We start from the raw sequence: 22,961 nt of genomic DNA, 5'->3' as shown, positions 1-22,961 counted from the left end.
TTGTGTGGATACTCGATTTACTTATAAGCATTTCGTAAATGAAAATACGTTTTCACTTCTTGATACGATTTTTGAAACTACCCTACTTTTTGCTGTTTTGCTACTCATTATCGTGATTATAAAAAAAGTATCTATTTGGTTTTGTATACTTTTTGCAAGCCTCTCGGTAATTGTCACAGGTCAGCTTCTTTGGTTTAGTGGCATTATAGCTGATGAGCTAAATATTGGAGGAAGTTCCAAGGGCTTTTACTGTTTTGTCGTTATGCTGCTAATTCATTGTGCAGCTATTTGGATTTCTTTAGTGAAGTCCTCTAAACATGAAAAAATACCGCAGTACTAAGAGGAGATTTAACCTACTGAGTATTGCGGTATTTATAAATTATAGCGCTTTTACTTTCGCTACAACATTTTCTACTGTGAATCCGTATTTTTCCATTACTAATTCACCTGGTGCAGAAGCGCCGAACTTATCAATAGCAAGAACGTCTCCTTCAAAACCAGTGTATTTATGCCAGCCGAATGATGCGCCCATTTCGATTGCAAGACGTTTTGTTACAGCTTTTGGAAGAACAGATTCTTTGTAAGCTGCGTCTTGTTTTTCGAAGCGATCCATTGATGGCATTGAAACAACTGCTACATCCATACCATCAGCTTTTAGTGCTTTTTGTGCTTCAATTGCAAGTGAAACCTCAGAGCCTGTTGCAATTAGAATGGCATCTGCCACTTCTTTTGTAGCAGGAGACACTGTATAAGCACCTTTAGTAACACCTTCACGTACTGTATCAATGGATGCGTCAAGAACAGGTAAGTTTTGACGAGATAATACTAAAACAGTTGGTGTTTTTTCAGATGCTACTGCTAGCTCCCATGCAACTGCTGATTCATTTGCATCAGCTGGACGAACAACAGATAGATTTGGCATTGCACGTAAAGATGCTAGGTGTTCGATTGGTTCATGTGTTGGACCATCTTCACCTACAGCGATTGAGTCATGTGTAAATACATAAGTAACAGGAAGACCCATTAATGCAGAAAGACGTACCGCTGGACGAACATAGTCAGAGAATACGAAGAATGTACCACCGAATACGTTAAGACCACCGTGAAGTGCCATACCGTTCATAGCTGCACCCATTGCAAATTCACGTACGCCGAACCAAATATTACGGCCAGCATAATCGTCTGCTGAGAAATCTCCAGCGTCTTTCATAGTTGTTTTATTTGAGCCAGCAAGGTCAGCTGAACCACCAAAGAATGATGGTGTTTTCTTTGCAATTGCATTGATTGCATCGCCAGAAGAAGAACGAGTAGCTACTGATTTACCTACTTCATAAACTGGTAATTCTGAAGCGAAATCCTCTGGTAATTGACCATTCATTGCGTTTTCAAATTGCGCTGCTAATTCTGGGAACTCTTGCTTATATGCTTCAAACTTAGCATTCCAAGCTTCTTCAGGTTGTGCCCCTTGAACATTAGCTGCTGCTGCGAATGTATCATATACTTCAGCAGGAATTTGGAATGGCTCATGTGCCCATTCATAAGATGCTTTAGTTAAAACGACCTCATCTTGACCAAGTGGTGCACCGTGAGAAGCAGCTTTACCTGATTTGTTTGGTGAACCAAAACCGATTACAGTTTTCACTTCGATAAGTGTTGGCTTGCCAGTTGATTTTTTAGCTTCTTCGATAGCTGCGTTAATTTCTTCAACATCAGTACCATCAGCAACTTTTAAATAGTTCCAACCATAAGATTCAAAACGTTTTTGGACATTTTCTGAGAATGATTTTTCTAAATCACCGTCTAAAGAAATATCGTTTGAATCGTATAAAACGATTAACTTTTCAAGTTTTAAGTGACCCGCTAAAGATATAGCTTCAGCTGCTACACCTTCCATTAAATCGCCATCGCCACAAAGTGAAAATGTATAGTGATCAACGATGTCATGTCCTGGTTTATTGTAAGTAGCTGCTAAATGGCGTTCAGCCATTGCCATACCAACTGTCATAGCAATACCTTGACCTAAAGGACCTGTTGTTGCCTCTACCCCAACTGTATGACCATATTCAGGATGTCCTGGAGTTAATGAATCCCATTGACGGAAGTTTTGAATTTCTTCCATTGGTAAGCCGTAGCCACCAAGATGAAGTAGGCTATATAAAAGCATAGAGCCATGACCTGCAGAAAGTACAAAACGGTCGCGGTTAAACCATTTTGGATTAGCCGGATTATGTTGAAGTTGTTTTGTCCAAAGCGTATAAGCCATTGGCGCTGCCCCCATCGGTAAACCTGGGTGACCTGAGTTTGCTTTTTCAATTGCATCGATTGACAAAGTTCGGATAGCATTGATCGCTAGTTGATCCGCATGTTGAGTCATTATTTTGTGACATCCTTTCTCGTCCTATATATTGTTCTTATACAGTTTAGTCAACATTGCTTCAGAAAACAATGGTTTTGTTATACTATTTGCCTTTTATAACATACTTTATCATTATATCAGTATAAAATTGCCCCTCATTATGAAGTCATACTTATATAAATGTAATATTTTCACGGCTTTAGGGCTGGCTGAATAAAAATAATGTCTTCGGCGGTTGTCCTAGATTTTGAAAGGAATTAATTGTGTAAGCACAATTCAAATTTCGGACACAATTATGCCGAGGAGTAATTGCTTTAAATGTGTCACACTAATTTAGAAATTTATTATTTCTAGCTTGTTTTACTTTTTCTGGAGTTACATCATTTCCTTCAGCATCTATCACTTTTACGTTTTCAATTGTATCACGCATCGTTGCTCTAAAAGTATCCAGATACTCCTTACGTAGTGCTGATCGTTCCTTAGCTTCTGCCTCAGTTAATGTACCACTTTTAGCCTTAGCAGAAAGTTCATTGATACGGTTAATTTTCTCTTTTGATAACATAAGTTACACACCTTTCAGTACATATCATAATGAATATGGTATGCAAAGTATAGCATGTCTTCCCTGAAAATGCAGTTATACCAACCTTTCTAGTATCCTTAAATTTTTGAAATAAATACCATAAATTACATGACTTTAGGAAATTACAAGTGTATAACTAATTTATAGGGTTCCAAAACAACAATTGATTTATGCTTGGAGGAATATAAATTGTTTATCAAAACGGAAAGACTATTAATAAGAGAGTTTGAAATTCAAGATTGGCAAGCTGTCTATGAATATACTTCGAATCCTACTGTAATGAAGTATATTCCCGAGGGCGTTTTTAATGAGGAAGAAGCAAAAAAGTTCGTTTCAGAAAATAACGGTGAAAAAGCAAAACACTTCCCCATTATTTTACTAAGCGAAAATACTGTAATTGGTCATATTGTTTTCCATCAATGTTTTGGTGACCATACGTATGAGATTGGTTGGGTATTGAATCCGAACTATTTCAATAATGGATTTGCATCAGAAGCAGCAAAAGCTGTATTGGACTACGGATTTAAAGAAATGAAACTTCATAGAATTATTGCAACATGCCAGCCAGAAAATACCCCATCCTATCGAGTGATGGAGAAGATCGGCATGAGACGCGAGGGCTATTTTAAAAAATGCATCCCAAATGGAGATGAGTGGTGGGATGAGTATTATTATGCTGTCTTAGAAGAAGAATGGGCATAGGGTAGTTTCAGGGAAAGATGCTTGTTTTTCAAATTTATAAAGAATATATGAGGAAGAGAGGTAGAATTCGCTACTTCTCTTATTTTTTATTGGCTACTGGATACTGTCCTACATGATAAATGGATTTTAGTTATTCATTCTTTTCGCCTATCGGGTTCTATCCGCCAATTTCGCCATTCTATCCATTACTTCGCCGTTTCTATCCGTCACTTTTGGAGCTTACTCTATACTCAAAAGTCTATCCATTACTTCACGGTCCTTTCCACATCTAGAGCCTTTAAAAATAAAAAAAATCAGCAGGACAATAAAACTCCTACTGATTAGAACGTCATTTTATTTGTTCGCTTCCCTCTTGATGTTCCCGATATCTCCTATGGACAGTAGCTTTACTCACTTCAAAGCCTAGACCTCTAAGAGTCATAGCGATTTCTTCAAAGGTGAAGCCTCGATTACGTAGGTTGACAATTTCTTCTACAGGAACATCCTTACGTTCTTGACCATTTGGATTTCCACGGTTAGATAAATTGTTTTCAGGGCGATAGCCATTTTCAACGGCACGACGCATGCCACGTCTTATTTTAGCATTATGGATTCTGCGCTGGTACTCCTCAACAATTGCTAAAATTTCTAGGAGCATCGTATCCATTTCATTTAATTGTAAAGGTCCCTCGTCTCGCATAGAAAAAACATCAGTTTCTGTTTTCTGCAATAAATGCAATACTGCCATTCGAGCATTCCCACGCCCTAAACGTGTTTCATCTTGCACAAATAATGCATTTATATCTTTTTCTTTTATGAAATCAAGCATTTCTAGTAAACCTTCACGTTCCACATCATAGCCACTATGCTTGTCCTTAAAAACACGTTTGACTTCATAGCTCTGTTCTTTAGCATAGCGCGTTAACTCCTCTTGCTGACGTTCTAACGAGGAACTTTGTGTCTCTTTTTCTGTACTCACGCGGCAATAGACAACAGCCGATTGTTGATTCATTATCATTTTTCGTTTCTCGCAATTTCAATTGAATTTATAGGATAGGATTGGTCACCCACTACTGGAATCACTAGTGATTTACCTGCAATAATTTGTACGTTCGATAATTCATTTTCTGTTTTCACAAGCTTAATCCATTCATCCGTTTTCATTTTACCACGGTATTGATCTGCTAACGACCATAAGCTATCACCATGTGCGATTTCAATTTCTGTGTACTTTACATCGCCTGGGTCTGTTATAAAAAGGTATGCTGCAAAAAGTAGACAAGCTCCTAATAAAATTGTAATATGTGGATTTTTCTTTAACCAGTTCATGTTTATAACCCCTTTTTAAGAATGTTTGTTCGGAATGTATGTTCTCATAATAGTACGAACAAACGTTTTTGTCAAACACTTTTCGAACCTATGTTTGCTTAAGTGTTCGCATTCTGTTATACTATTAATAAGTAGAATGATAAAAAAAGAGGTGAGCAATTATGAAAAAAGTTTCGAAAAGACAAGAGGCCATATTAGAGTTCATTAAAGAAGAAGTACGAGCAAAAGGGTATCCACCATCTGTACGTGAGATTGGTGAAGCAGTTGGACTTGCTTCAAGCTCAACAGTTCATGGACATTTAGCTCGTTTAGAACAAAAGGGCTTGATTCGACGCGATCCAACTAAACCCCGTGCTATTGAAATTCTAGAACCAGAGGATTCTATTCAAAAGCAACATGTTATTCATGTTCCATTAGTCGGAAAGGTTACTGCAGGTTCTCCGATAACTGCTGTTGAAAATATCGATGAATATTTCCCACTACCAGATATTTATGGAACAAGTGAAGATCAGTTATTTATGCTAGAAATTATGGGTGAATCAATGATTGAAGCTGGCATTTTAGACGGAGATTTAGTTATTGTTAAACAAAAATCAACAGCTGATAATGGTGATATTGTTGTAGCAATGACTGAAGAGAATGAAGCAACTGTAAAGCGTTTCTTTAAGGAAAAAAGTCATTTTCGTTTACAGCCTGAAAACGCAACGATGGAGCCAATTATCGTAGATCAAGTTTCTATTTTGGGACATGTTGTAGGTCTATATCGTCGTGTACATTAAAAACATCTCAATATTAAAGTATAAAAAGAGGATTTTATGTTCACAAATGGGCATATACCTCTTTTTCTTATCTTTTGAATGCCATTTTATACACTAAAAAAGAACCCACTTTAAAATGGATTCTTACACCTAGCAATGTCTTTAGTTAATTTAAAACAGCTCATCCCCATAACGCGGGATTGATTTCTGTCCAAGCTGTTCTTCATCTTTTTTGGGGCATCGTAAACAAAAAATTGCTTACTACGTCATCATCATAAAGTCCGGCTTTTATATTCTATGCTAAATAGTTTTATGCCTCTACCTTAAATTTCAAACTTGCATTTACAAATGCAGCAAATAGTTTCTTTGATACTTCATCTCCTGCAATGGCTAGCTCTTCAGGATGCCATTGTACTGCTAAACAAAATGGTAAATCATCATGCACTACCGCTTCAATGATACCATCACTTGATTTTGCTATCACTTTTAACTTTTCTGCTACTACGTTTATTGCCTGATGATGAAATGAATTCACAGCAATTTTTTCTTCCTCAATAATCGTTTTTAATAATGTATCATGTGTTAGATTAACATAATGTGTTGAAACGCCTCTTGCCGCTTGTTGCACATGCTTTATTAATTTTTTACTATGATACTCACTATCAATATCCTGATAGACTGTGCCTCCAAACGCAACATTTAGTATTTGAAGCCCTCGACAAATTCCAAAAATCGGCATTTTCCGAACATAGGCCGCGTTAATTAAAGCAAGCTCCACTGAATCTCTTTCAGGATGAACCTTCCCTAATTTCGGTGTAGGTTCTGCATCAAAGAGGAATGGATGTACATCATAGCCACCCGAGAGTAATAATCCGTCCGTCAACGATAAAATTTGTGCTACATCCTCTTCAACTCCAAGTGGAATTATAAGTGGAACACCCCCCGCTTCAATTATACTTTTGCTATAAGCAGCATTTAATCTTGAGGACAAATCATCCTCTGCGAAAGCCGTTATACCGATAATTGGTTTCATGTTATCCCCTCCATGATCTTTATCTTGCATTAACTGCCTGTAAAAGCCTGATTGGTGAAGATTATTAATCGTTGAAGGAATCCCTCGCTGGATTAATTACCAAAATCCGAGATACCAATTCATCAACGCATCCCCATAGAAATAGATAATAATAGCTGCTAGAGCAATAGACGGTCCGAATGGTATAGGCGTTTTTCTGCCCTGCCCGCGTACATTTAACACAACTATCCCAACAATCATGCCAATCACGGCTGCTAAAAATAGCGTCAGAATTGCATGTATTGTGCCGAGTACGAGCCCAAGTAAAAAGAATAATTTAATATCGCCACCGCCCATTCCACCTCTTGATAGAACAGCTATACAATATAATATACCAAAACTTACCACTGCACCAACTACACTGTCCCACCACGGAGATAAAGGAGATATCACACGTCCCAAAACTAGCAATGGTAAAAAGAATAATAGTACCTTATCGGGAATAAGCATATACGCAAAATCCGATACAACAATAATAACTAATAATGAAATTAATAATAGCGCTACGAAAAATTCTGTACTAAAGCCTAATTTCCAATATGCAAAGGCAAATAACACGCCTGTTATAAGTTCCATCAGTGGATAAATCCAAGAAATTTTTTGCCCACAGCTACGGCATTTCCCACCTAAAAATAAATAAGACAAAACAGGTACCAAATCAAGCGCTGTCAACTGTCTCTTACAAGAAGTGCAATGCGAGGGTGGACGTACAATGGACTCCTTCAAAGGCACACGTAAGCCAACTACATTAAAAAATGAACCAAGAACGAGCCCAACTATTAACACTGTAATTGTATAAGCAATTTCCATTTTTATGTCCTCCTATACTAATAGACGCCCATACATTTGAAGTATGCGCGCCAATCAATTACGCCTCGGCATAATTGCGTCTGGAATCGGTTTTGTGCTTAGGCCGCGTGAGGACCGACACGATGTCGGTCATTTCGGTAATGCCACAGGACGTGGCGCTTTTACCGATGCAGGTCAGTTAGCCGTTATCGCATGGATGCGATGATTTTAGGCTAACATCCTTTGTTAACTCCTTTCCGATTACGTGACATCCGCCGGAGGCTTTAGGCCAACACGATGTTGGTCACTCAGTCGTTGCCACAGGACGTGGCGTTTTTAGACTGAGTTCCTCTATTTCAGCAAATGTTTTTTGTTCCGAAAGCTAGCGACAGGTACAGGTGTTTGGACACCCGCTGAAAGAAGTTAAATTATTGTTGTCCTTCAAAATAGAACGTCGTTACTTGTATGGTAGCATTTATAGTTGTATCGGCGTCCTCCTGGAATTTCGCTTCTTCACCAGTTGCTTCGAAATCAATTGCATCAATTTTCATCACACGATCAATTTTTTCAATCTCTTTTATAAACTCAACCATTGCTTCATTATCCAATGCGACAACATCAATATTAAATGTTACTAGTTTTAATTCTTTTGGTATGGAATCTTTAGTGAAAGTAGCAGTTGGTAATTTATCTTTCACTTCAGGTGTTTCTCCATTATTAGCAACAGCTAGTTCATCCGCCTCAGTTGCAGATTGCTGTGTATCAGCCTGTTCCTCAGAATTTATCGAGTTGGGATCTGTCATAGTAGAATCCATTACGAGCGAATCATAATTATTAAAGTCCATAGCTTCTACCCGTGTTCCCGTCACCGCTTCAATCTCTTCAATATTTCGAATTACTTCATCAATAGCTCGAGTTTGAGGCACTTTTTTACGCAATGTTAAATTACTTGCACTATTCGATTTTCTATTTTTTTCAATTAAAGCGATCTGCTCCTGAATAGTAGAAATTTCTTGTTGAAGGGAGCTAATTGAACTTTCCTTCGCATCTACTTCTTCTAATTTAGGTGTTAATATATAGTAATATAGCGCGAATATAATTGTTGCAATTAAAGCTGTTAGGAGTAGAATCGTTGAATTTTTACTACTTTTCATGATTCTCTACCTCCAGCAAGAAATTTAAAATCAATTCCTAATGTAATAGTTGCCGAATAACGTGGTACTTCCTTAAACCTGTCCGTAGCACTTTCTTCTTCTTTGTTTCCAATAGATACATCAAAATTAGAAATAGTATCAACCTGTATATCATTGAAATATGGGCTTGCAGTTAGCTTTTCTAAATAAGATGATATAGCTGACATTGTTTCAAAATCAACAGTAATTTCTACATTTTCTTCACCAAATACATATTTCCTAAAATACGTTTGCTCTGGTAATAACATTTGTGTTTCATCAATTAACGGTGTCACAGGATACGAGACATTTTCGACAAATTGTACAGATTGCTCCAATGAACCTTGGTTCAAATTCCGCTTCCCATCTAACTCAATTTGAAGTTGTTCACGCTGCGATGAAAGCTCCACTTCCTGCGCACTTAATTTAGTAAGATCAATTTTTGCTTGGAAAAACAAGAAAATCATATATCCTACTATCATACCAATAAGAATAATAAATACTACATATATTAAAGTAGGTGTTGAATGCTTCTTTTCCAAATTCGGCAAGAGGTTAATTTCTGGTACCATCAATTAACCTCCTTCAGTGCCAATCCAATTAAGCTTGCAAATTCCTCTGAAAATTGAGGAAATGATTTTTGAATGACTGAATCATTTAACATAATAATCGGTGCCGAAAAATTATTTTCTAACAAATCTTTAATAGTACGAAGTAGTGGATTATCTCCCAAAATTATAATCTCATCTATACTTTTCTCACCTTTATGTAAGGAAAACTTAAAAAAATTCATGATACGATCGATTTCAAGCATTTGATCAGTAAGAATGATACGATAATCGTCTTCAGCTTCTAAATGATAAGAAAACCGATACTCTTCAATCTCTTTAGGCTTCCATTCCGATAAATCTGTATCAAATGATTGGTATCGTAAAAACTCCAATTGACCATATGAAAAAATACTTATCGACAATTCATTTATTGACCAATCCGCTATTAAATAAGTTCGATCATCCTTTATTAGCTGCAAATACTCTAACAGACGAATATTACACAATGCGCGAATATCCGCTACTTGTGGTTCTAATGTAGTATCTAGTAAAAGTCCAATCATTTTAGTAACTTCTTCTGAAGGTGCTGCAAATAACATTGCCTGTCCATCATTAGGATTTGGGTCAAACACATCAATAAGAGGGTCTTGAAATGGAAGATGAATAGAATGACCAATCTCCATCTCCACATAACCTTTTAATTCATTTAACTCTATATCATCAGGATGCTCAAAGCTCTTTAACAAAACTGAAGTATCCGGTACAAAAATACGTGTATTTTGCTTGTTGCCAGCCCATTTTGCAACATTATTTTTCATTAAATCAAACAATTCCATTTCATCATGAATAACAGAACCTTCTACAATTCCCTGTGCTAATGGCATTTCATAGCCCTTCCATTGCGACGGGTCAGCACCTTTTGCCACAACCGCACGCAAAATATAATCCTTTATTTCAATCGACACATGCGATTTTTTCTTTTTTGTAAACATGGGGAAAGATGCCTCCTTTTATACTTAAGATTTTAATGATTTAACCATCCATTTCCCAACCAGAAGCGTAGATTAAACTACGCCTCTGAGTGAGTTGGGAGGGTTACTATTTTGGAGTTGTTGTTTTTGATTGTTTGTCTATAGTATAAGCTGTATCAATAGCACTTCCCTTTTTTGGGTCTTTATTTATGTCATCTATCGTAACCTCATTGAATGTGACACTGAAAGATTTTACAGCATCCGGCACTATAGCTTTTAACTCCCGAGGAACCTGTATAGAAACTGTAGAAGTTCCAGGGATTTTCCCAGCTGTATCAAGATATTTGTCTTCTTTTAATTTATCAACGGTCACAACATCTTTCACCTCAGGATTATCCGTATAGTAAAGATTAGCGGCGTTTATAACATTAATAGCATCTGCCTTTACCCCATTGAATTTTGAGTTATTAATAATGTTCCCAATTGCTGGGATAGCAATCGCCGCAACAATCGCTAGGATAACGATTACTGCTAATAGCTCGATTAACGTTAAACCCTTTTGATTTTCTAATACTTTTTTATTTAAGATTTTTTTGAACATCGGTGTTCCTCCTTATAAATTGTTATGATTAGTCCGAAAACTCAAGTACATCCATTGCTACGACAACTTTTCTCTATACCATCCCCCTTTAAAGTTAGTAAGCTTACATATTTTCATATAGCGCGAACATTGGTAGGAAAATTGCTGCGACAATCACACCTACAACCACTGCTAAAATTAATATCATCAACGGTTCTATGAGCGATTTTAATGTATCAACGGTGCGATCCACCTCATCCTCATAGAAATCCGCTATCTTTTCGAGCATATAATCGAGAGAACCTGTTTTTTCCCCGATAGATGTCATTTGGGTTACTAATGGAGGAAATAGCCAACTTTTTTCTAATGGCTCAGATAAGGTACCTCCCTTTTCTAGGTTATCTCTTGCTTCTAGTACAACCTTTCCTACAACTGGATCCCCTACAACCTTTTCGACAATTGTAAGTGCTTGTAGAATTGGCACTGAACTACTAAACAGAGATGATAAGGTTCTTGTCATACGGGCAATTACGTTTTTTTGCATCAAAATACCAAATACGGGTATTCTCAATAATGCATAGTTCACATTGTAATGAAACTGCTTATTATTTTTATAGAAAAATCTAAATAGAAGAATCGATAATAAGATAATCCCAATTGCAAAATACCAGTATGCTATTAACCAATCCGAAATACTGACAACAACAACTGTTAATAATGGCATTTCCATGTCCATTTCTTCAAAAGTAGCCATAAACGTCGGAACGATAAATACCATTAGAAACATACCTACTGCGATTGTTAGCACAGATAAAATAGTCGGATATGTCAAAGCCGATTGTACTTTCTTCTTAATTTTGAATTGTTTTTCAAGTGTCCCTGCTAAGCGCTCTAAAGTCTCATCGATATTCCCTGTTGCCTCGCCTGAGCGCATCATATTAACAAACATTACCGGAAAAACCTTTGGATGCTTGGCCGCTGCATCTGAAAACGCTGTACCGCCGCGTATATCTTCTTCCACTTGTTCTAAAGCTTTTTTCAATGCTTTACTTTTGGTTTGCGCACTTAAAATATGTGTTGCCTCTACAATTGAAACTCCAGCACGGATTAGTGTTGCATATTGGCGACAGTAAATAACGAAATCCTGGTGCTTTACTTTACCGCCAATATTTAAGTCTTTGTGTAAAATGCTTTTAGACTCTTCCAGCTCACGAGCATTAATGCCTTGTGCTCGTAATTTTTCAAGTGCTACTTTTTTATTGGTAGCGTCTATAATTCCTTTTCTTTGAGCACCAGTTTTTGTGCGTCCACTATAGCGAAAAACGGTCAACTATAATCCCCCGCATTCATATATGCCCTTGCGTCTTCCAAAGAAATTTTCCCCATGGTGATTAAGCGCTGCATCGAAGTTTCCAAAGTATGCATTCCTAAAGCTTTATTCGTCTGCATAACAGTAGGAATTTGGTGAACTTTTTCATTTCGAATTAAATTTGAAATAGATGGTGCTTGTACTAGTATTTCAGTTGCAGCAATACGTCCCTTGGCATCCTTACGTACAAATAAACGCTGTGAAACAATTCCCACTAAAACATTTGCTAGTTGCACACGAATTTGTCCCTGTTGATGCGGTGGAAAAACGTCTATTATACGATCAATCGTTGTCGGAGCACTACTTGTATGCAATGTCGCCATTACTAAGTGACCTGTTTCTGCAGCAGTGATAGCTGTTGAAATCGTTTCGTAATCACGCATCTCCCCTACTAAAATAATGTCAGGGTCTTGACGTAATGCTGCACGCAAGCCATTAGCAAAGCTCAGCGTATCAACCCCTACTTCACGTTGATTGATAATGGATTTTTTATGTGCATGTAAATATTCAATCGGATCCTCAAGCGTTATAATATGCTTTGATTTTGTTTCATTAATATGATCAATCATTGCAGCAAGTGTTGTAGACTTACCCGAACCTGTTGGACCAGTCACTAAAATAAGCCCCTGTGGTTTTTCCGCTAATTGATACAGTATCTGTGGCATATTTAACGATTCAATGGAAGGAATTTTTGCTTCAATTAACCGGGCTGCAATTGCCACTTCATTTCGTTGATGATATGCATTTACACGAAAACGGCATTTCCCTGGCAATGAATAGTTAAAATCGGTTTCCCCTTTATCATGAAATTCTTGTAATTTATGCTCTGGTAAAATAGCTTTAACCATTGTCTGTAATGCTTCGGAAGTTAGCGGTTCATTCCCATAATGTTCAAGTTGTCCATGGATACGATATACAGGCGGAATCCCCTTTGTTAAATGAAGGTCAGACGCTTTTTCTTCAAATGAGTGTGTTAATAGCTCATCAATATTTCCAAATGTTGTCATGAATGATTCACATCCTAATCTACATTTGCTACACGCAATACTTCTGAAGTGGTTGTTTGTCCTTCTGCTACTTTTAACAATCCATCTACCAGTAATGTGTAATAGCCTTTTTGTTTCATATAATCGCGGATCACACTATCGCTACTTCGATTTAAAATCATTTCTTTAATATTGCGGTCGATTGGTAAAATTTCATGAATAGCCATCCGTCCACGATAGCCTGTTTGATTACACGATGGGCAGCCTCTTCCGCGTCTACCATGTGTAACACCTTCAATGCCGTTACTACGCATTATTTCCAATTCACGGTTGGTAAAAGTATAGTTTTCTCCACAGTCTCGACAAATTCTTCGTACTAAACGCTGTGCCATAATTCCTACTAGTGAGGAGGATAATAAAAACGGTTCTATCCCCATATCCTGTAATCGAGAAATCGACTCAACTGCGCTATTTGTATGTAAGGTACTTAAAACTAAATGCCCTGTTAATGAAGCTCGTACCGCTATTTGCGCAGTTTCAAAATCCCTTATCTCACCAATCATCACGATATCTGGGTCTTGACGCAAAATTGAACGTAATCCAGTTGCAAATGTTAAGCCTACTTCTTCTTTCACTTGAATTTGGTTTATACCATCGAGCTGATATTCAACTGGATCTTCAACTGTAATTATGTTGACATCTTCTTCATTCAAGTTACTTAAGGCAGCATATAATGTAGATGATTTCCCTGACCCTGTAGGTCCCGTAATGAGTAAAATACCATTAGGATTGGCAATCATGTTTCGGAAAAGAACTTCGTTTTTCTCAGTAAAGCCAAGCTTGTCAATAGAATTGGCTACACTACTTAAGTCCAAAATACGCATTACCACTTTTTCTCCATAAACAGTTGGCAGTGTCGCAAGTCGAATATCTACTGGCTTGAAATTAACATTTGTTTTAATACGTCCATCTTGAGGAATTCGATTTTCCGTGATATTTAAATTCCCCATAATTTTAATACGAGCTAATACTATATTTTGCATATGTTTCGGTAACGAGCGCTCCGTTCTCAAAACGCCATCCACTCGATAACGGACCCTTAAATCTGTCTCCTGCGGGTCAAAGTGGATATCGCTCGCACGTTGGGCAACTCCGTTAGCAATTATCTGATTAACTAGGCGAACAATTGGAGAATCCTCTCGTTCAATTTCCTCCTGTGTTTCAGCAACTGTCGCACCTATATCGAGCAATGCAGCTTCCATAGACTCTTGTAAATCATAGTATTTCGTTAGCGTACGATATAAATCATCCTTAGCTGCAATACTTGTTTCGATTTGGCAGCCCGTCGCCATACGTACTTCTTCAATTGCAAAATAATCCATCGGGTCAGCCATCGCGATGAACAATTTATTTTTTTCACGACGAATCGGAATAATATTTGTTCGCTTAGCGAGTTCAGCCGGAACAAGTTGAAGTAAATCCGGGCTTATTGAATATTGATTCAAATGAATATGTGGGATTCCTAACTGAAACTCTAGTACTTCAATTAACTGTTGCTCGGTTAGAATGTTTTCTTTTATGAGAAAATCGCCTAATTTCTCTTCTTTCGTTTTGTTCGTGAGAGCAAATTCTAATTGCTCATTTGTAATTACACCAGATTCAACAAGTAAATCACCTAAGCGCTTTCGTCCAGTTTTTACAACCATTCGCATTTGCTCCTCTCTTTACGGGCTTGTTTGTATAAAATTACCACCTTTATCATAGTAGCCGTATACAGTTTCAGGGTCATTCGGGTCTTTTGAAGTATTCGTTTCCGGTGCGTTATTGCCGGATTCTTTATTTTCAGATTGAGTATCTGGTAATCCATCACCATCTAAATCCATTTGTAAATCAGGATCACTCGAATCTGAGTTTTCGCTACTTTTTTCAGAAACAACAGGCTGTCTTGAAGATCTCACAATAATCTTATTAACCGGTGGATAATAGTCACGGCTAACAAGTTCCTCCGAAGTGTTACCATTTTCTAAAATCGAGCGATAAACTTCGACCCGTACCCCTTCTTGACCTTTTTGGAGAACCTCTTCGCTGCCTAATGGTAAATCTTTAGAATAGCGAATAATGACCCGTGGTTGTATGATCTTATCTTTACTAACTCGAACAGAGATATCTTTTTCTTTCTTTTGAGCTAGTAACTCCACTTTTAAAGAATCCCCTTCTACTGTGAGTTTTAACTTATTCGATTTATCAGAACGGTTTACAAATTGCAAATCCTTATCTAGCGTACGATTTATTCTCGCATCCAAACCTTGCTGTAAATAATTTGTCTTCTCTTCTTGGGAATGTCTCTCTGAAATCTCATAATCGGTTTGAAGAGCAGCATTATAAAGCATGGAGGCCACGAAATTAATTGCTTCAATATTTGCTTCGTCATATTTTTCTTCTATCGCTGTTAAAAAAGAAAACGGTACATCCGGTAAAATAATAGATTCATTTATTATATTCGTTAATTTATCAACACCTATTGCATTTGTAGGTATTTTCTCAATCGATAGAGCCAAACGCTCCGCTTCTATTACATGAGTATCTGCAACTGTTGCAGTGATTGTATGACTTTTCAAATTGGAAATTTGAGTGATAATCGCATTCAAGGTCGCTTCAACCTCCCATACACCAGTAGCCTCAAGCTGCTTCTTTACCTGACTATCCACTACCACATGTAAGGGTATATGTACCGCTTGTCCTTGCTCCCAGAAAGCAAACCAAGACTTGTCTGTTAAACTATGATATTCAACCATAGAACTTTCAACATCAAATACAAACAATTTTGGATCTAGTGAAATCGTAATATTGGCCCCTTCTACGCTAACAGGAGCGTCTTGCCAAGTATTAATGGCCTCATGTAAAGCATTTTCAATATCACCATCCTCTAAACCCTTAACTGATATTCCACCGATTGTAGATTCATCACCTTTAGCCAGCGCTCTATCTACGATTATATTTGGTACCCAGACTGTTAATAAGATGATTAGAACAGCTACCATAGCGCCTAACTTCAAATATAATTTCATAGCCTCATCGCCTTTACAAATATAGTAAAAAAATAAATGTCTAATTACTCACGTATAACAGTTACTTTTTGTTCATGTTTTTACAATACAACACAAACTATATTTAAAAATGAGCCTTTATCCCCAAAAATAGTTAAAAATTAGTGAACTAAGTTTTATTTTATATGAAATTGTAATCACTATAACCATATTGTCAATATGTTTTATAGCCCATAAATTCAGATTATTTGCCTAATAACCTTCATGGTTATACCTATTAATCAATCGACTTAGACACCAAAAGACTATTAAGTTGGGGTATCTAAGATAAATCTATAGGAAAGACTGCATTTAAAAATTCAAATACTATTCAAAACAAAACATAATTATGTATGGAGTTGGCTCGCATATAATCTTTCATGCAGGCATTTCTGTAAGACGAACGATTTTAATTGCAGTACGCGGCAATAACCAAAACTTCACTTTATGAAATTTTATAAAAATATTAAAGTAAGGGTTATTTAGAAAATCTGATTCCATCACAGACATTCTAAATAACCCTTTTCTATTACTTTCTCAATACCGTCTGAACAGTAGTAACCCTATTCCGAATCGTCATTGACAGTATTGCTCTTTAAACTTTTCTGCTTGTTATAAAAAATAATGTGGTTATTGAGAAAGCAAATACTTTTAGTCCCTCATTCAAATAAATTTGCTTCTACATGCTCCATAATTTTCATTCTACTTCTAGCATACTATTAGAAATTGTTAAATTATTATTTTCTTCAAATACTAAACCACCATTTGATATTGTATCTTCAATCGTTTTTTGTTTGTAAGTAACAGTTGAACCTCCACTGGTATTTACTGTATAAGCCATTATTCCTCCTATAACTTCACCTGATCCCCCCAATGTGGCTTTTGCGTTTGGGGCATATATATATAAATTGTGATTATAAGATCCTCCTTCAACAGTGATATTCGATCCACCTGCATATAGATTTCCTTGTACGCTACCAGAACCAGCTATTTTTATATCGGCTGACTTAGCATATATAGAGGCTTTTGTTTTTGTATCACCAGTAAAATCCATTAACGAAGCGCCCGTATAATATACACTTAACTGGCCTATGTCCCCTGTATTATTCATGCTTGAACTTCCCTTTAAATTAAAAGTATTCTTTATATACAAAGTTAATCTACCACTTCCCGTAATATTAAAATGCCCTTGAGAGAAGTCAAAGTTATCTATATATAAATTTTTATCTGAATTACCTACATCAATAGATAACGTTCTGTCTGAAGAAACCGAAAACGTTTTCAAGTACATATTTTGAGTAAGCGGGAGAATACCACTAAAGTTTTGATAACCATTTATGTGTCCATTCCCTCCACCATCAATCTTAATTGAATTATTTTCCAACGGGAGTTGAGTTTGCTTTCCATCGATGGTAACTTGGATTGAATTCGTATATGGTCTTGTGCTTAAACTAGTAAATTCACTATCCGGGAAAGGTGGTAATATATTTTCAGGAAATGCAACATTCCCTATAATCTCATTAGTAACATTCATCCAGTTCGGTTTAGAAAACTTATCTGAAGTTGTTCCAATCTTACCAGTAATTTTAGTACTATCTTGTGTAATACTAATATTTCCACTGTCAGAAACAACATCCCCATTAAGATTACCGCCCCCGAGTTCGATGTTTTTTATAGCGTGGATAGCAGCGGTATTTGAAAAAGTAGAACCAGTACCGCTTCCTAAATTAATTGTAATTGTTTGTGCTAGTGTTCTCGTTTTCTTTCCAATATTACCAACAGATATTATTTTATATTGCAATGGTTCTGTATTTCCTTGTATAATTTTTACATTTGCAATTGGTTTCTCATTAAATTGTTCATCAAAAGTTACTGTAGTGGAATATGTTGATTGAGCATCCTTATCAAAGATTTTTTTTATGCTACTTTCAAATGTATCTATAAAATCTAACTTAAATTTTTCTGGCTTTCTTTTATCAAGAGGTAGCTTATTGAATTTTTTTCTGTTCTCATCGTATGTAAATTCAACTAATTGTTCTACTTTGCTTTTTGTACTGTTTAAGCCACCTTCTGCAATATAAAATACAGATTGGTCATCTCTTTCATTAGTAGACATCTTTAATGAATTAGCAGTCAGTGTTAAAAGCGTAATTCCAAGAACTGATATAAAAGCGATTGTCAAAATTACTAAAAGTAACGAATAGCCATTTTCTTGCTTTAGATTCTTAAACATCTAGCTGCCTCCCCTAAAATATATTGTTGATGAAAAAGATTTACTATTTGGCGTTGTGATATCAATAATGATATGACTCCGTTTATCTTCAATGTTAAAATCAAGAACATTTGCTGCAATCATTTCATCATTTCTTGTAATCGTCTGATTCTTTCGGTGATATACGTAAGTATATTTTTGATTATTTTGATTATTTATCAATATATATTCTGTATACTCATCTAGAGCTTTCATAAGAATTTTCGTAGATTTACGTGTATCTTTAGTAACAACTTTCAAAATATATGTTGTATCAGATAATTGAATAGTCGATATCATTTGTTTATCATTTGTAATCTTACTGTTCGTTAAGATAGACATTAGAACAATAGATACAATCGTAGCTATTATAGTAACAGCCAAAACTTCTAGTAAGGTCACGCCTCTTTCATTATGAAATTTAGACATATGTACCACCTCTTTTCTTAAAAACTAAAGATGTTTTGCACTTTTGCTTTTAATACCTCCCCTCTTGAATCATAAACTTCGATAGTAATCCTAACCGTTTTATCAGGCGACATATCTTCAGCATTCACTATTATGACTTCCTTATTTTTAGCATTAAAGGGTGTCACTTTATACTTAGTGGTATTACCGGTTGAATTCACTTCATCCTTTTCAGCTGCGTACGGAAAATTAGATTCCCAAGTTTCGATTTTAGTGGATTTAAAGTAGTTATACATTTTCTCCATTTCCTTTTGCGCTAAATAGGTAGCATCAATAATTTGTTCAGAGCTTTTTCCTGTTTTATTCGATTGAATGAGTAAGCCGAAAAAGGATAATAAGACGATAGTTATTATAACTAAGGAAGCAACAACTTCAATTAAAGCGAATCCCTCTTGACTGTTAAATAATTTTCTATTTTTACGTTTCATTTTCTTCCTCCTTATGCCGACATACTTTTTAGTAACTTAAAAAAACATTAGTCTTAAACACTAAAACAACAATGCTTATGGTAACTAAGTTTTACCATTCTTCGAATTTTTTTATGATAATTATACTATTTCATATATAAATCGCATTTACAACACCACTTCTTCGTATGAATTTGTATTTATTTTTAAATTTCCCTATTCATGAAAATAAGTAAAGCGAACTATGTTCAAGTTGCCATAAAAAGCGATTAGATATAAAAAAACCATTTACCATAAAATAAAGGTAAACGGTTTTAATGTTGTTTTATTGAAATACCATACTTTTGTTCTATATTAATTATTTATTTCTTCAACAACCTACCCGACAACAGCAACCCTATCCCACCAATCGTGATAAACAGGACTGCTCGTATTAGTAAGTCTAGTGCTGACAAATCAAAGAATATAAGTTTAATAAACGCAAAGACTAAGATGACAAAACCCGTTATACGTAATGTTCGGAAGTGACGCGCGGTGCTAAGCCATAGCGAAATACTTGCTGTTAGGAATAATGTAATCGTTGAGAAGGCAATGCTTAGTTTCCAATCAAGCAAACTGTTATAGGAAAGTTGGGATATGAGACCCCAAATGGATATCATCGTAAGCACAACGCCTGCACTTACAATTGGGTCCAGAAGTTTCTCTATTTGCTCTTGATAGATTTGATAAATGCGCCCCTTCATCAGTAAATCAATCATAATTGCTAGGATAACAGCAATATACACGATTCTTGTTACTATATTTAACCACTCGACACCCTGCATATTGTACGGAATAATTTCAAGCATTATTGTGAAGAGAATGAAAAATACACTAAGTACTGGCGTTAATGCGCGCCCTTTGTATTTTGTTGGAACTAGAAGTGATCCCACGAAAAGTAATGCAAGGAAAATACACACTAGGTGCGGAATATTACCAGCACCTGCAAAGTACGTTCCATCCAGCTTTCCGACATAGGCTAAGAAATAACCAGCCGTAATTACTGCTACAATATCAACCATATACATATCCTTCATAAACTTTTCAAAGGTTGTCAGTGTCTCTTTTGGTCGTCTTGCATATACATAAATAATTAGGAGATATATTCCCGGCATTATCAAGCTAACATGGTCTATGCTGAAAAATGGTGTCGGCTCATGAAAAATAAAGCTTAAAGCGAGTGTAATTGTAAATGCGAATGAGCCGACAACCTTCATCATACTTACTCGTAATTGTAAACTCATCATTACGCCTGCAAAGGTGATGAACGGGATGAGCAATTGATCTACGTTCACTGGTAAATTCATAACTAGTAGCGTATTACATAGTGTAATAAATGCGAGTGTTACGGCACTATCAAATGCCTCCTGCCATTTTTGCTTATAGCCATAACCCGCTAAAGCAGTAAACAAGCCGACTAATATGAGTAGTAGTGCTTCGCTATATTCAATTGGTCTAATAATAAAGTTCATGAGCAATAAACTATAGGCTCCAAGGCTAAATTGGAGTCCGACATGAATATATTTCAATTTAGACTCTGCATTATATAAACGGCACCAGCTCGCGTAAAAAGTAGTTAGAACAACAAGGAAACCTATTGCAAAAACAACTCGATTGTCATTGTTCATAAACGCTATAATGCTGACAGCTAGCACAGTGAAAAAGGTTGCTATATAGAGCGCCAATTTCTGCTTGTGTTGATGAATGACAAATTGCAGCATCATAAATAGTACAACGACATAGATTAAGATAATAACAGGACTAAAATCCATAAATTCTAGTAAATATGGTAGTAATAACGAGGTAAACGCTACAAATATCGTTAGTACTTCGTTTTTCTTGAAATAGCTAATAACAATACCGTAGCCGATATAACCAACAGCAATAACAAGTGCCAGCGTTAACCCTATGATTTCATACAATATCGCACTTGCGGCTGTTGTTAATATTCCAACAATAAAAGCCCCGCCATATAAAGAAATTGTTATGGCCGATGATCCTATTTGTTTACGCTCCATCACATAAGCTGTTGCTGCTAAGGCAAGCGATAATACGTAGGCAAGGATAATTTTAACCTCGTTCGGTAAATAGCCATAATCACTCACGAGCTTTAGACCCCAAAGCACACCCATCACTAAAATTACCATAAATAATTTTGGAAGCGCCCACATAATACGCTCTTCTAATGTCCTCTGTGGCTGCACCTTTTGTTCTGGATCTGTCATTATTTTGGGCTTTGGTTCCACGTTTGAATATGGCTTTTGGTCTTGCGCTGGTTTTGGCGCAGATTGTTCAATAATGGATTTTCTGGCGCCTAACGTACTTGCTTTGGCAACAGATTGCTGGCGCTTTAAGTCTTCTAATTCATGCCGTAAATCCATCATTTCTTGCTCGAGATTGGCAATCCTCTGCTCCATTTCAAGCGACATCCAATCATCCTTCCTACTTTATCAATTTTTTTACATTATACCATATTTATCTAAAATGTAAAATTACACTTTTAATTTATTTTTACTTCTTTCTTATCTAGGTCTTCTATACATTAAAGCACGTTGACTATCACTGGTTCCCCGTGTAGTTGGATCTACTACAACCCCTACTAAAACGAAAATTGATAATACGATATTTAAGATGTACGTCGCTTGCTCATTCATTGCACTCGTTAAATCGTAGCCAAAAATAGTTGCTACTTGCTGTGCGAGTAATAAAATCAACGAAAATAGCGCAAGTAAAAATGGTTTATGCTGAAGACGGATCATCCAGTTAATTCTCATAAATGCTCACCTCCCCCCTTCTCATCCACAGTATATGCTCATCCTTAACGTGGTACATATGCAAAAATGGAGCTATAAACGTGGAATAGGAGGTATTCTTTTAAAGAATATTCTTCGTTACGAGAATTCCACTAACTTCCGAAGAAGAATTATGCACATCTCTCCTATCAAGTTATTAAAAAAATTCACAAACCATATATTAATGTCCTTTACTACGAATGCTTTACTCATAGTTAGGGTGCATCTTGTTGATGGATGCCTTCAACCTTGCTTATAGTGGGTGATTGAGATGTATGAGTGGAATGTTTTGAGGGCAATTACCTGCTTATCAATTGTGTTATTAAACACTACAACGAATACGGAAATTATTATTGGGTTGCCTGAAATATTAGTAAGCACACATTTGCAACGCTAGTTTTCGTTATTCTTTCGGCTTCCATTTTAACTATAAATTATTATTTAAGAGACATCGAACTCACTCTAGACGGTTAGACATAATACTGCTTATTAATTCAATAACTTTATGCATTTTAGCATTCGGTCAAATTGTGCCGAAGCTAAAAATCATGTTCATTCGGGATATTTTTGTTCCAATGGCTTGTCCAAAAATACCTAGTCCTTTATACAACACAAATACCTTCAACCTTTTTGCAAGTCCTTACGCTATTTCTATTGAGCTTGATTGTCTGTATGTTCATTATAAAATCATTTTGTTTTTACCTTTTAGTGCTTATCTGAT

The 22,961-nt window shown here is 36.2% G+C and carries 22 protein-coding genes; 3 read left to right on the top strand and 19 right to left on the bottom strand.

Annotated features, from left to right (window positions below):
• Positions 1 to 4: 4 nt before the first annotated feature.
• The gene (locus ACZ11_RS21660) at positions 5 to 340 is read left to right on the top strand and encodes a hypothetical protein (protein WP_049668595.1); all 336 of its coding nucleotides are present in this window, start codon (positions 5 to 7) and stop codon (positions 338 to 340) included.
• Between the two features lie 39 nt (positions 341 to 379).
• On the opposite strand, the gene tkt is transcribed toward ACZ11_RS21660, so the two are convergent.
• Together tkt and ACZ11_RS21650 are read right to left on the bottom strand one after the other, a co-directional pair.
• Positions 380 to 2,374: a transketolase gene (gene tkt / locus ACZ11_RS21655; protein ID WP_049668594.1), complete on the bottom strand. Its 1,995-nt coding sequence runs from the start codon at positions 2,372 to 2,374 to the stop codon at positions 380 to 382.
• Between the two features lie 310 nt (positions 2,375 to 2,684).
• The gene (locus ACZ11_RS21650; RefSeq protein ID WP_049668593.1) at positions 2,685 to 2,918 is read right to left on the bottom strand and encodes a DUF896 domain-containing protein; all 234 of its coding nucleotides are present in this window, start codon (positions 2,916 to 2,918) and stop codon (positions 2,685 to 2,687) included.
• A 210-nt stretch (positions 2,919 to 3,128) separates the two neighbouring features.
• Here ACZ11_RS21650 and ACZ11_RS21645 point away from each other — a divergent pair, with 210 nt between their 5' ends.
• Positions 3,129 to 3,641: a GNAT family N-acetyltransferase gene (locus tag ACZ11_RS21645; protein WP_049668592.1), complete on the top strand. Its 513-nt coding sequence runs from the start codon at positions 3,129 to 3,131 to the stop codon at positions 3,639 to 3,641.
• Between the two features lie 328 nt (positions 3,642 to 3,969).
• On the opposite strand, the gene ACZ11_RS21640 is transcribed toward ACZ11_RS21645, so the two are convergent.
• The gene (locus ACZ11_RS21640; RefSeq protein WP_082172861.1) at positions 3,970 to 4,638 is read right to left on the bottom strand and encodes a YneB family resolvase-like protein; all 669 of its coding nucleotides are present in this window, start codon (positions 4,636 to 4,638) and stop codon (positions 3,970 to 3,972) included.
• Positions 4,635 to 4,949: a cell division suppressor protein YneA gene (yneA, locus tag ACZ11_RS21635; RefSeq protein WP_049668591.1), complete on the bottom strand. Its 315-nt coding sequence runs from the start codon at positions 4,947 to 4,949 to the stop codon at positions 4,635 to 4,637. The genes ACZ11_RS21640 and yneA overlap by 4 nt, the downstream gene beginning before the upstream one ends.
• Before the next feature lie 161 nt (positions 4,950 to 5,110).
• Between yneA and lexA the strand changes: the two genes are divergently transcribed.
• Complete coding sequence (gene lexA, locus ACZ11_RS21630) at positions 5,111 to 5,728, top strand: transcriptional repressor LexA (protein WP_049668590.1); 618 nt, start codon at positions 5,111 to 5,113, stop codon at positions 5,726 to 5,728.
• A gap of 289 nt (positions 5,729 to 6,017) precedes the next feature.
• Here the strand turns inward: lexA and ACZ11_RS21625 are convergent, their stop codons facing one another.
• From ACZ11_RS21625 to ACZ11_RS21555, 15 genes are all read right to left on the bottom strand, one after another.
• A complete protein-coding gene (locus tag ACZ11_RS21625) occupies positions 6,018 to 6,740 on the bottom strand; it encodes a gamma-glutamyl-gamma-aminobutyrate hydrolase family protein (RefSeq protein ID WP_049668589.1) in 723 nt (240 codons plus the stop codon).
• A gap of 96 nt (positions 6,741 to 6,836) precedes the next feature.
• Complete coding sequence (locus ACZ11_RS21620) at positions 6,837 to 7,589, bottom strand: prepilin peptidase (RefSeq protein WP_049668588.1); 753 nt, start codon at positions 7,587 to 7,589, stop codon at positions 6,837 to 6,839.
• A 407-nt stretch (positions 7,590 to 7,996) separates the two neighbouring features.
• On the bottom strand, positions 7,997 to 8,722 hold the full coding sequence (locus ACZ11_RS21615) for a hypothetical protein (RefSeq protein ID WP_049668587.1): 726 nt from the start codon (positions 8,720 to 8,722) through the stop codon (positions 7,997 to 7,999).
• Positions 8,719 to 9,312 carry a PilN domain-containing protein gene (locus ACZ11_RS21610; protein WP_049668586.1) on the bottom strand — a complete coding sequence of 198 codons (594 nt, stop codon included), beginning with the start codon at positions 9,310 to 9,312 and terminating at the stop codon, positions 8,719 to 8,721. The genes ACZ11_RS21615 and ACZ11_RS21610 overlap by 4 nt, the downstream gene beginning before the upstream one ends.
• The gene (gene pilM, locus ACZ11_RS21605) at positions 9,312 to 10,283 is read right to left on the bottom strand and encodes a type IV pilus biogenesis protein PilM (protein WP_049668585.1); all 972 of its coding nucleotides are present in this window, start codon (positions 10,281 to 10,283) and stop codon (positions 9,312 to 9,314) included. The genes ACZ11_RS21610 and pilM overlap by 1 nt, the downstream gene beginning before the upstream one ends.
• A 106-nt stretch (positions 10,284 to 10,389) precedes the next feature.
• On the bottom strand, positions 10,390 to 10,863 hold the full coding sequence (locus tag ACZ11_RS21600; protein WP_049668584.1) for a prepilin-type N-terminal cleavage/methylation domain-containing protein: 474 nt from the start codon (positions 10,861 to 10,863) through the stop codon (positions 10,390 to 10,392).
• 103 nt (positions 10,864 to 10,966) lie between these two features.
• Positions 10,967 to 12,172 (bottom strand): type II secretion system F family protein, encoded by a 1,206-nt coding sequence (locus ACZ11_RS21595; RefSeq protein WP_049668583.1) that lies wholly within the window; start codon positions 12,170 to 12,172, stop codon positions 10,967 to 10,969.
• On the bottom strand, positions 12,169 to 13,218 hold the full coding sequence (locus ACZ11_RS21590) for a type IV pilus twitching motility protein PilT (protein WP_049668582.1): 1,050 nt from the start codon (positions 13,216 to 13,218) through the stop codon (positions 12,169 to 12,171). The genes ACZ11_RS21595 and ACZ11_RS21590 overlap by 4 nt, the downstream gene beginning before the upstream one ends.
• Before the next feature lie 14 nt (positions 13,219 to 13,232).
• Positions 13,233 to 14,903 carry a GspE/PulE family protein gene (locus tag ACZ11_RS21585; RefSeq protein WP_049668581.1) on the bottom strand — a complete coding sequence of 557 codons (1,671 nt, stop codon included), beginning with the start codon at positions 14,901 to 14,903 and terminating at the stop codon, positions 13,233 to 13,235.
• A gap of 18 nt (positions 14,904 to 14,921) precedes the next feature.
• Complete coding sequence (locus ACZ11_RS21580) at positions 14,922 to 16,265, bottom strand: VanW family protein (protein WP_049668580.1); 1,344 nt, start codon at positions 16,263 to 16,265, stop codon at positions 14,922 to 14,924.
• A 715-nt stretch (positions 16,266 to 16,980) separates the two neighbouring features.
• The gene (locus ACZ11_RS21575; protein WP_049668579.1) at positions 16,981 to 18,516 is read right to left on the bottom strand and encodes a pilus assembly PilX N-terminal domain-containing protein; all 1,536 of its coding nucleotides are present in this window, start codon (positions 18,514 to 18,516) and stop codon (positions 16,981 to 16,983) included.
• Positions 18,517 to 18,963, bottom strand: a complete 447-nt coding sequence (locus tag ACZ11_RS21570; protein WP_049668578.1) for a type II secretion system protein — start codon at positions 18,961 to 18,963, stop codon at positions 18,517 to 18,519. It lies immediately after the preceding gene.
• Between the two features lie 17 nt (positions 18,964 to 18,980).
• Positions 18,981 to 19,430, bottom strand: a complete 450-nt coding sequence (locus ACZ11_RS21565; RefSeq protein ID WP_049668577.1) for a type IV pilus modification PilV family protein — start codon at positions 19,428 to 19,430, stop codon at positions 18,981 to 18,983.
• A 341-nt stretch (positions 19,431 to 19,771) separates the two neighbouring features.
• A complete protein-coding gene (locus ACZ11_RS21560) occupies positions 19,772 to 21,877 on the bottom strand; it encodes a DUF2339 domain-containing protein (protein WP_049668576.1) in 2,106 nt (701 codons plus the stop codon).
• Between the two features lie 93 nt (positions 21,878 to 21,970).
• Positions 21,971 to 22,222, bottom strand: a complete 252-nt coding sequence (locus ACZ11_RS21555) for a phage holin (RefSeq protein WP_049668575.1) — start codon at positions 22,220 to 22,222, stop codon at positions 21,971 to 21,973.
• Between the last annotated feature and the right edge of the window lie 739 nt (positions 22,223 to 22,961).

The sequence above is a fragment of the Lysinibacillus xylanilyticus genome (assembly GCF_001183605.1).
Lineage (GTDB): Bacteria > Bacillota > Bacilli > Bacillales_A > Planococcaceae > Lysinibacillus > Lysinibacillus xylanilyticus.
Note: the sequence above shows the minus strand (reverse complement) of the source record. Positions and strands in the feature narration are given on the sequence as shown.

What these genes read in the sequence shown, in the direction of transcription:
- ACZ11_RS21615 (WP_049668587.1), bottom strand. Translation starts at nt 8,722, where the DNA reads ATGAAAAGTAGTAAAAATTCAACGATTCTACTCCTAACAGCTTTAATT.
- pilM (WP_049668585.1), bottom strand. Translation starts at nt 10,283, where the DNA reads ATGTTTACAAAAAAGAAAAAATCGCATGTGTCGATTGAAATAAAGGAT.
- ACZ11_RS21610 (WP_049668586.1), bottom strand. Translation starts at nt 9,312, where the DNA reads ATGGTACCAGAAATTAACCTCTTGCCGAATTTGGAAAAGAAGCATTCA.
- lexA (WP_049668590.1), top strand. Translation starts at nt 5,111, where the DNA reads ATGAAAAAAGTTTCGAAAAGACAAGAGGCCATATTAGAGTTCATTAAA.
- ACZ11_RS21555 (WP_049668575.1), bottom strand. Translation starts at nt 22,222, where the DNA reads ATGAGAATTAACTGGATGATCCGTCTTCAGCATAAACCATTTTTACTT.
- ACZ11_RS21600 (WP_049668584.1), bottom strand. Translation starts at nt 10,863, where the DNA reads ATGTTCAAAAAAATCTTAAATAAAAAAGTATTAGAAAATCAAAAGGGT.
- ACZ11_RS21560 (WP_049668576.1), bottom strand. Translation starts at nt 21,877, where the DNA reads ATGTCGCTTGAAATGGAGCAGAGGATTGCCAATCTCGAGCAAGAAATG.
- ACZ11_RS21565 (WP_049668577.1), bottom strand. Translation starts at nt 19,430, where the DNA reads ATGAAACGTAAAAATAGAAAATTATTTAACAGTCAAGAGGGATTCGCT.
- ACZ11_RS21575 (WP_049668579.1), bottom strand. Translation starts at nt 18,516, where the DNA reads ATGTTTAAGAATCTAAAGCAAGAAAATGGCTATTCGTTACTTTTAGTA.
- yneA (WP_049668591.1), bottom strand. Translation starts at nt 4,949, where the DNA reads ATGAACTGGTTAAAGAAAAATCCACATATTACAATTTTATTAGGAGCT.
- ACZ11_RS21590 (WP_049668582.1), bottom strand. Translation starts at nt 13,218, where the DNA reads ATGACAACATTTGGAAATATTGATGAGCTATTAACACACTCATTTGAA.
- ACZ11_RS21625 (WP_049668589.1), bottom strand. Translation starts at nt 6,740, where the DNA reads ATGAAACCAATTATCGGTATAACGGCTTTCGCAGAGGATGATTTGTCC.
- ACZ11_RS21585 (WP_049668581.1), bottom strand. Translation starts at nt 14,903, where the DNA reads ATGGTTGTAAAAACTGGACGAAAGCGCTTAGGTGATTTACTTGTTGAA.
- ACZ11_RS21650 (WP_049668593.1), bottom strand. Translation starts at nt 2,918, where the DNA reads ATGTTATCAAAAGAGAAAATTAACCGTATCAATGAACTTTCTGCTAAG.
- tkt (WP_049668594.1), bottom strand. Translation starts at nt 2,374, where the DNA reads ATGACTCAACATGCGGATCAACTAGCGATCAATGCTATCCGAACTTTG.
- ACZ11_RS21640 (WP_082172861.1), bottom strand. Translation starts at nt 4,638, where the DNA reads ATGATAATGAATCAACAATCGGCTGTTGTCTATTGCCGCGTGAGTACA.
- ACZ11_RS21570 (WP_049668578.1), bottom strand. Translation starts at nt 18,963, where the DNA reads ATGTCTAAATTTCATAATGAAAGAGGCGTGACCTTACTAGAAGTTTTG.
- ACZ11_RS21620 (WP_049668588.1), bottom strand. Translation starts at nt 7,589, where the DNA reads ATGGAAATTGCTTATACAATTACAGTGTTAATAGTTGGGCTCGTTCTT.
- ACZ11_RS21580 (WP_049668580.1), bottom strand. Translation starts at nt 16,265, where the DNA reads ATGAAATTATATTTGAAGTTAGGCGCTATGGTAGCTGTTCTAATCATC.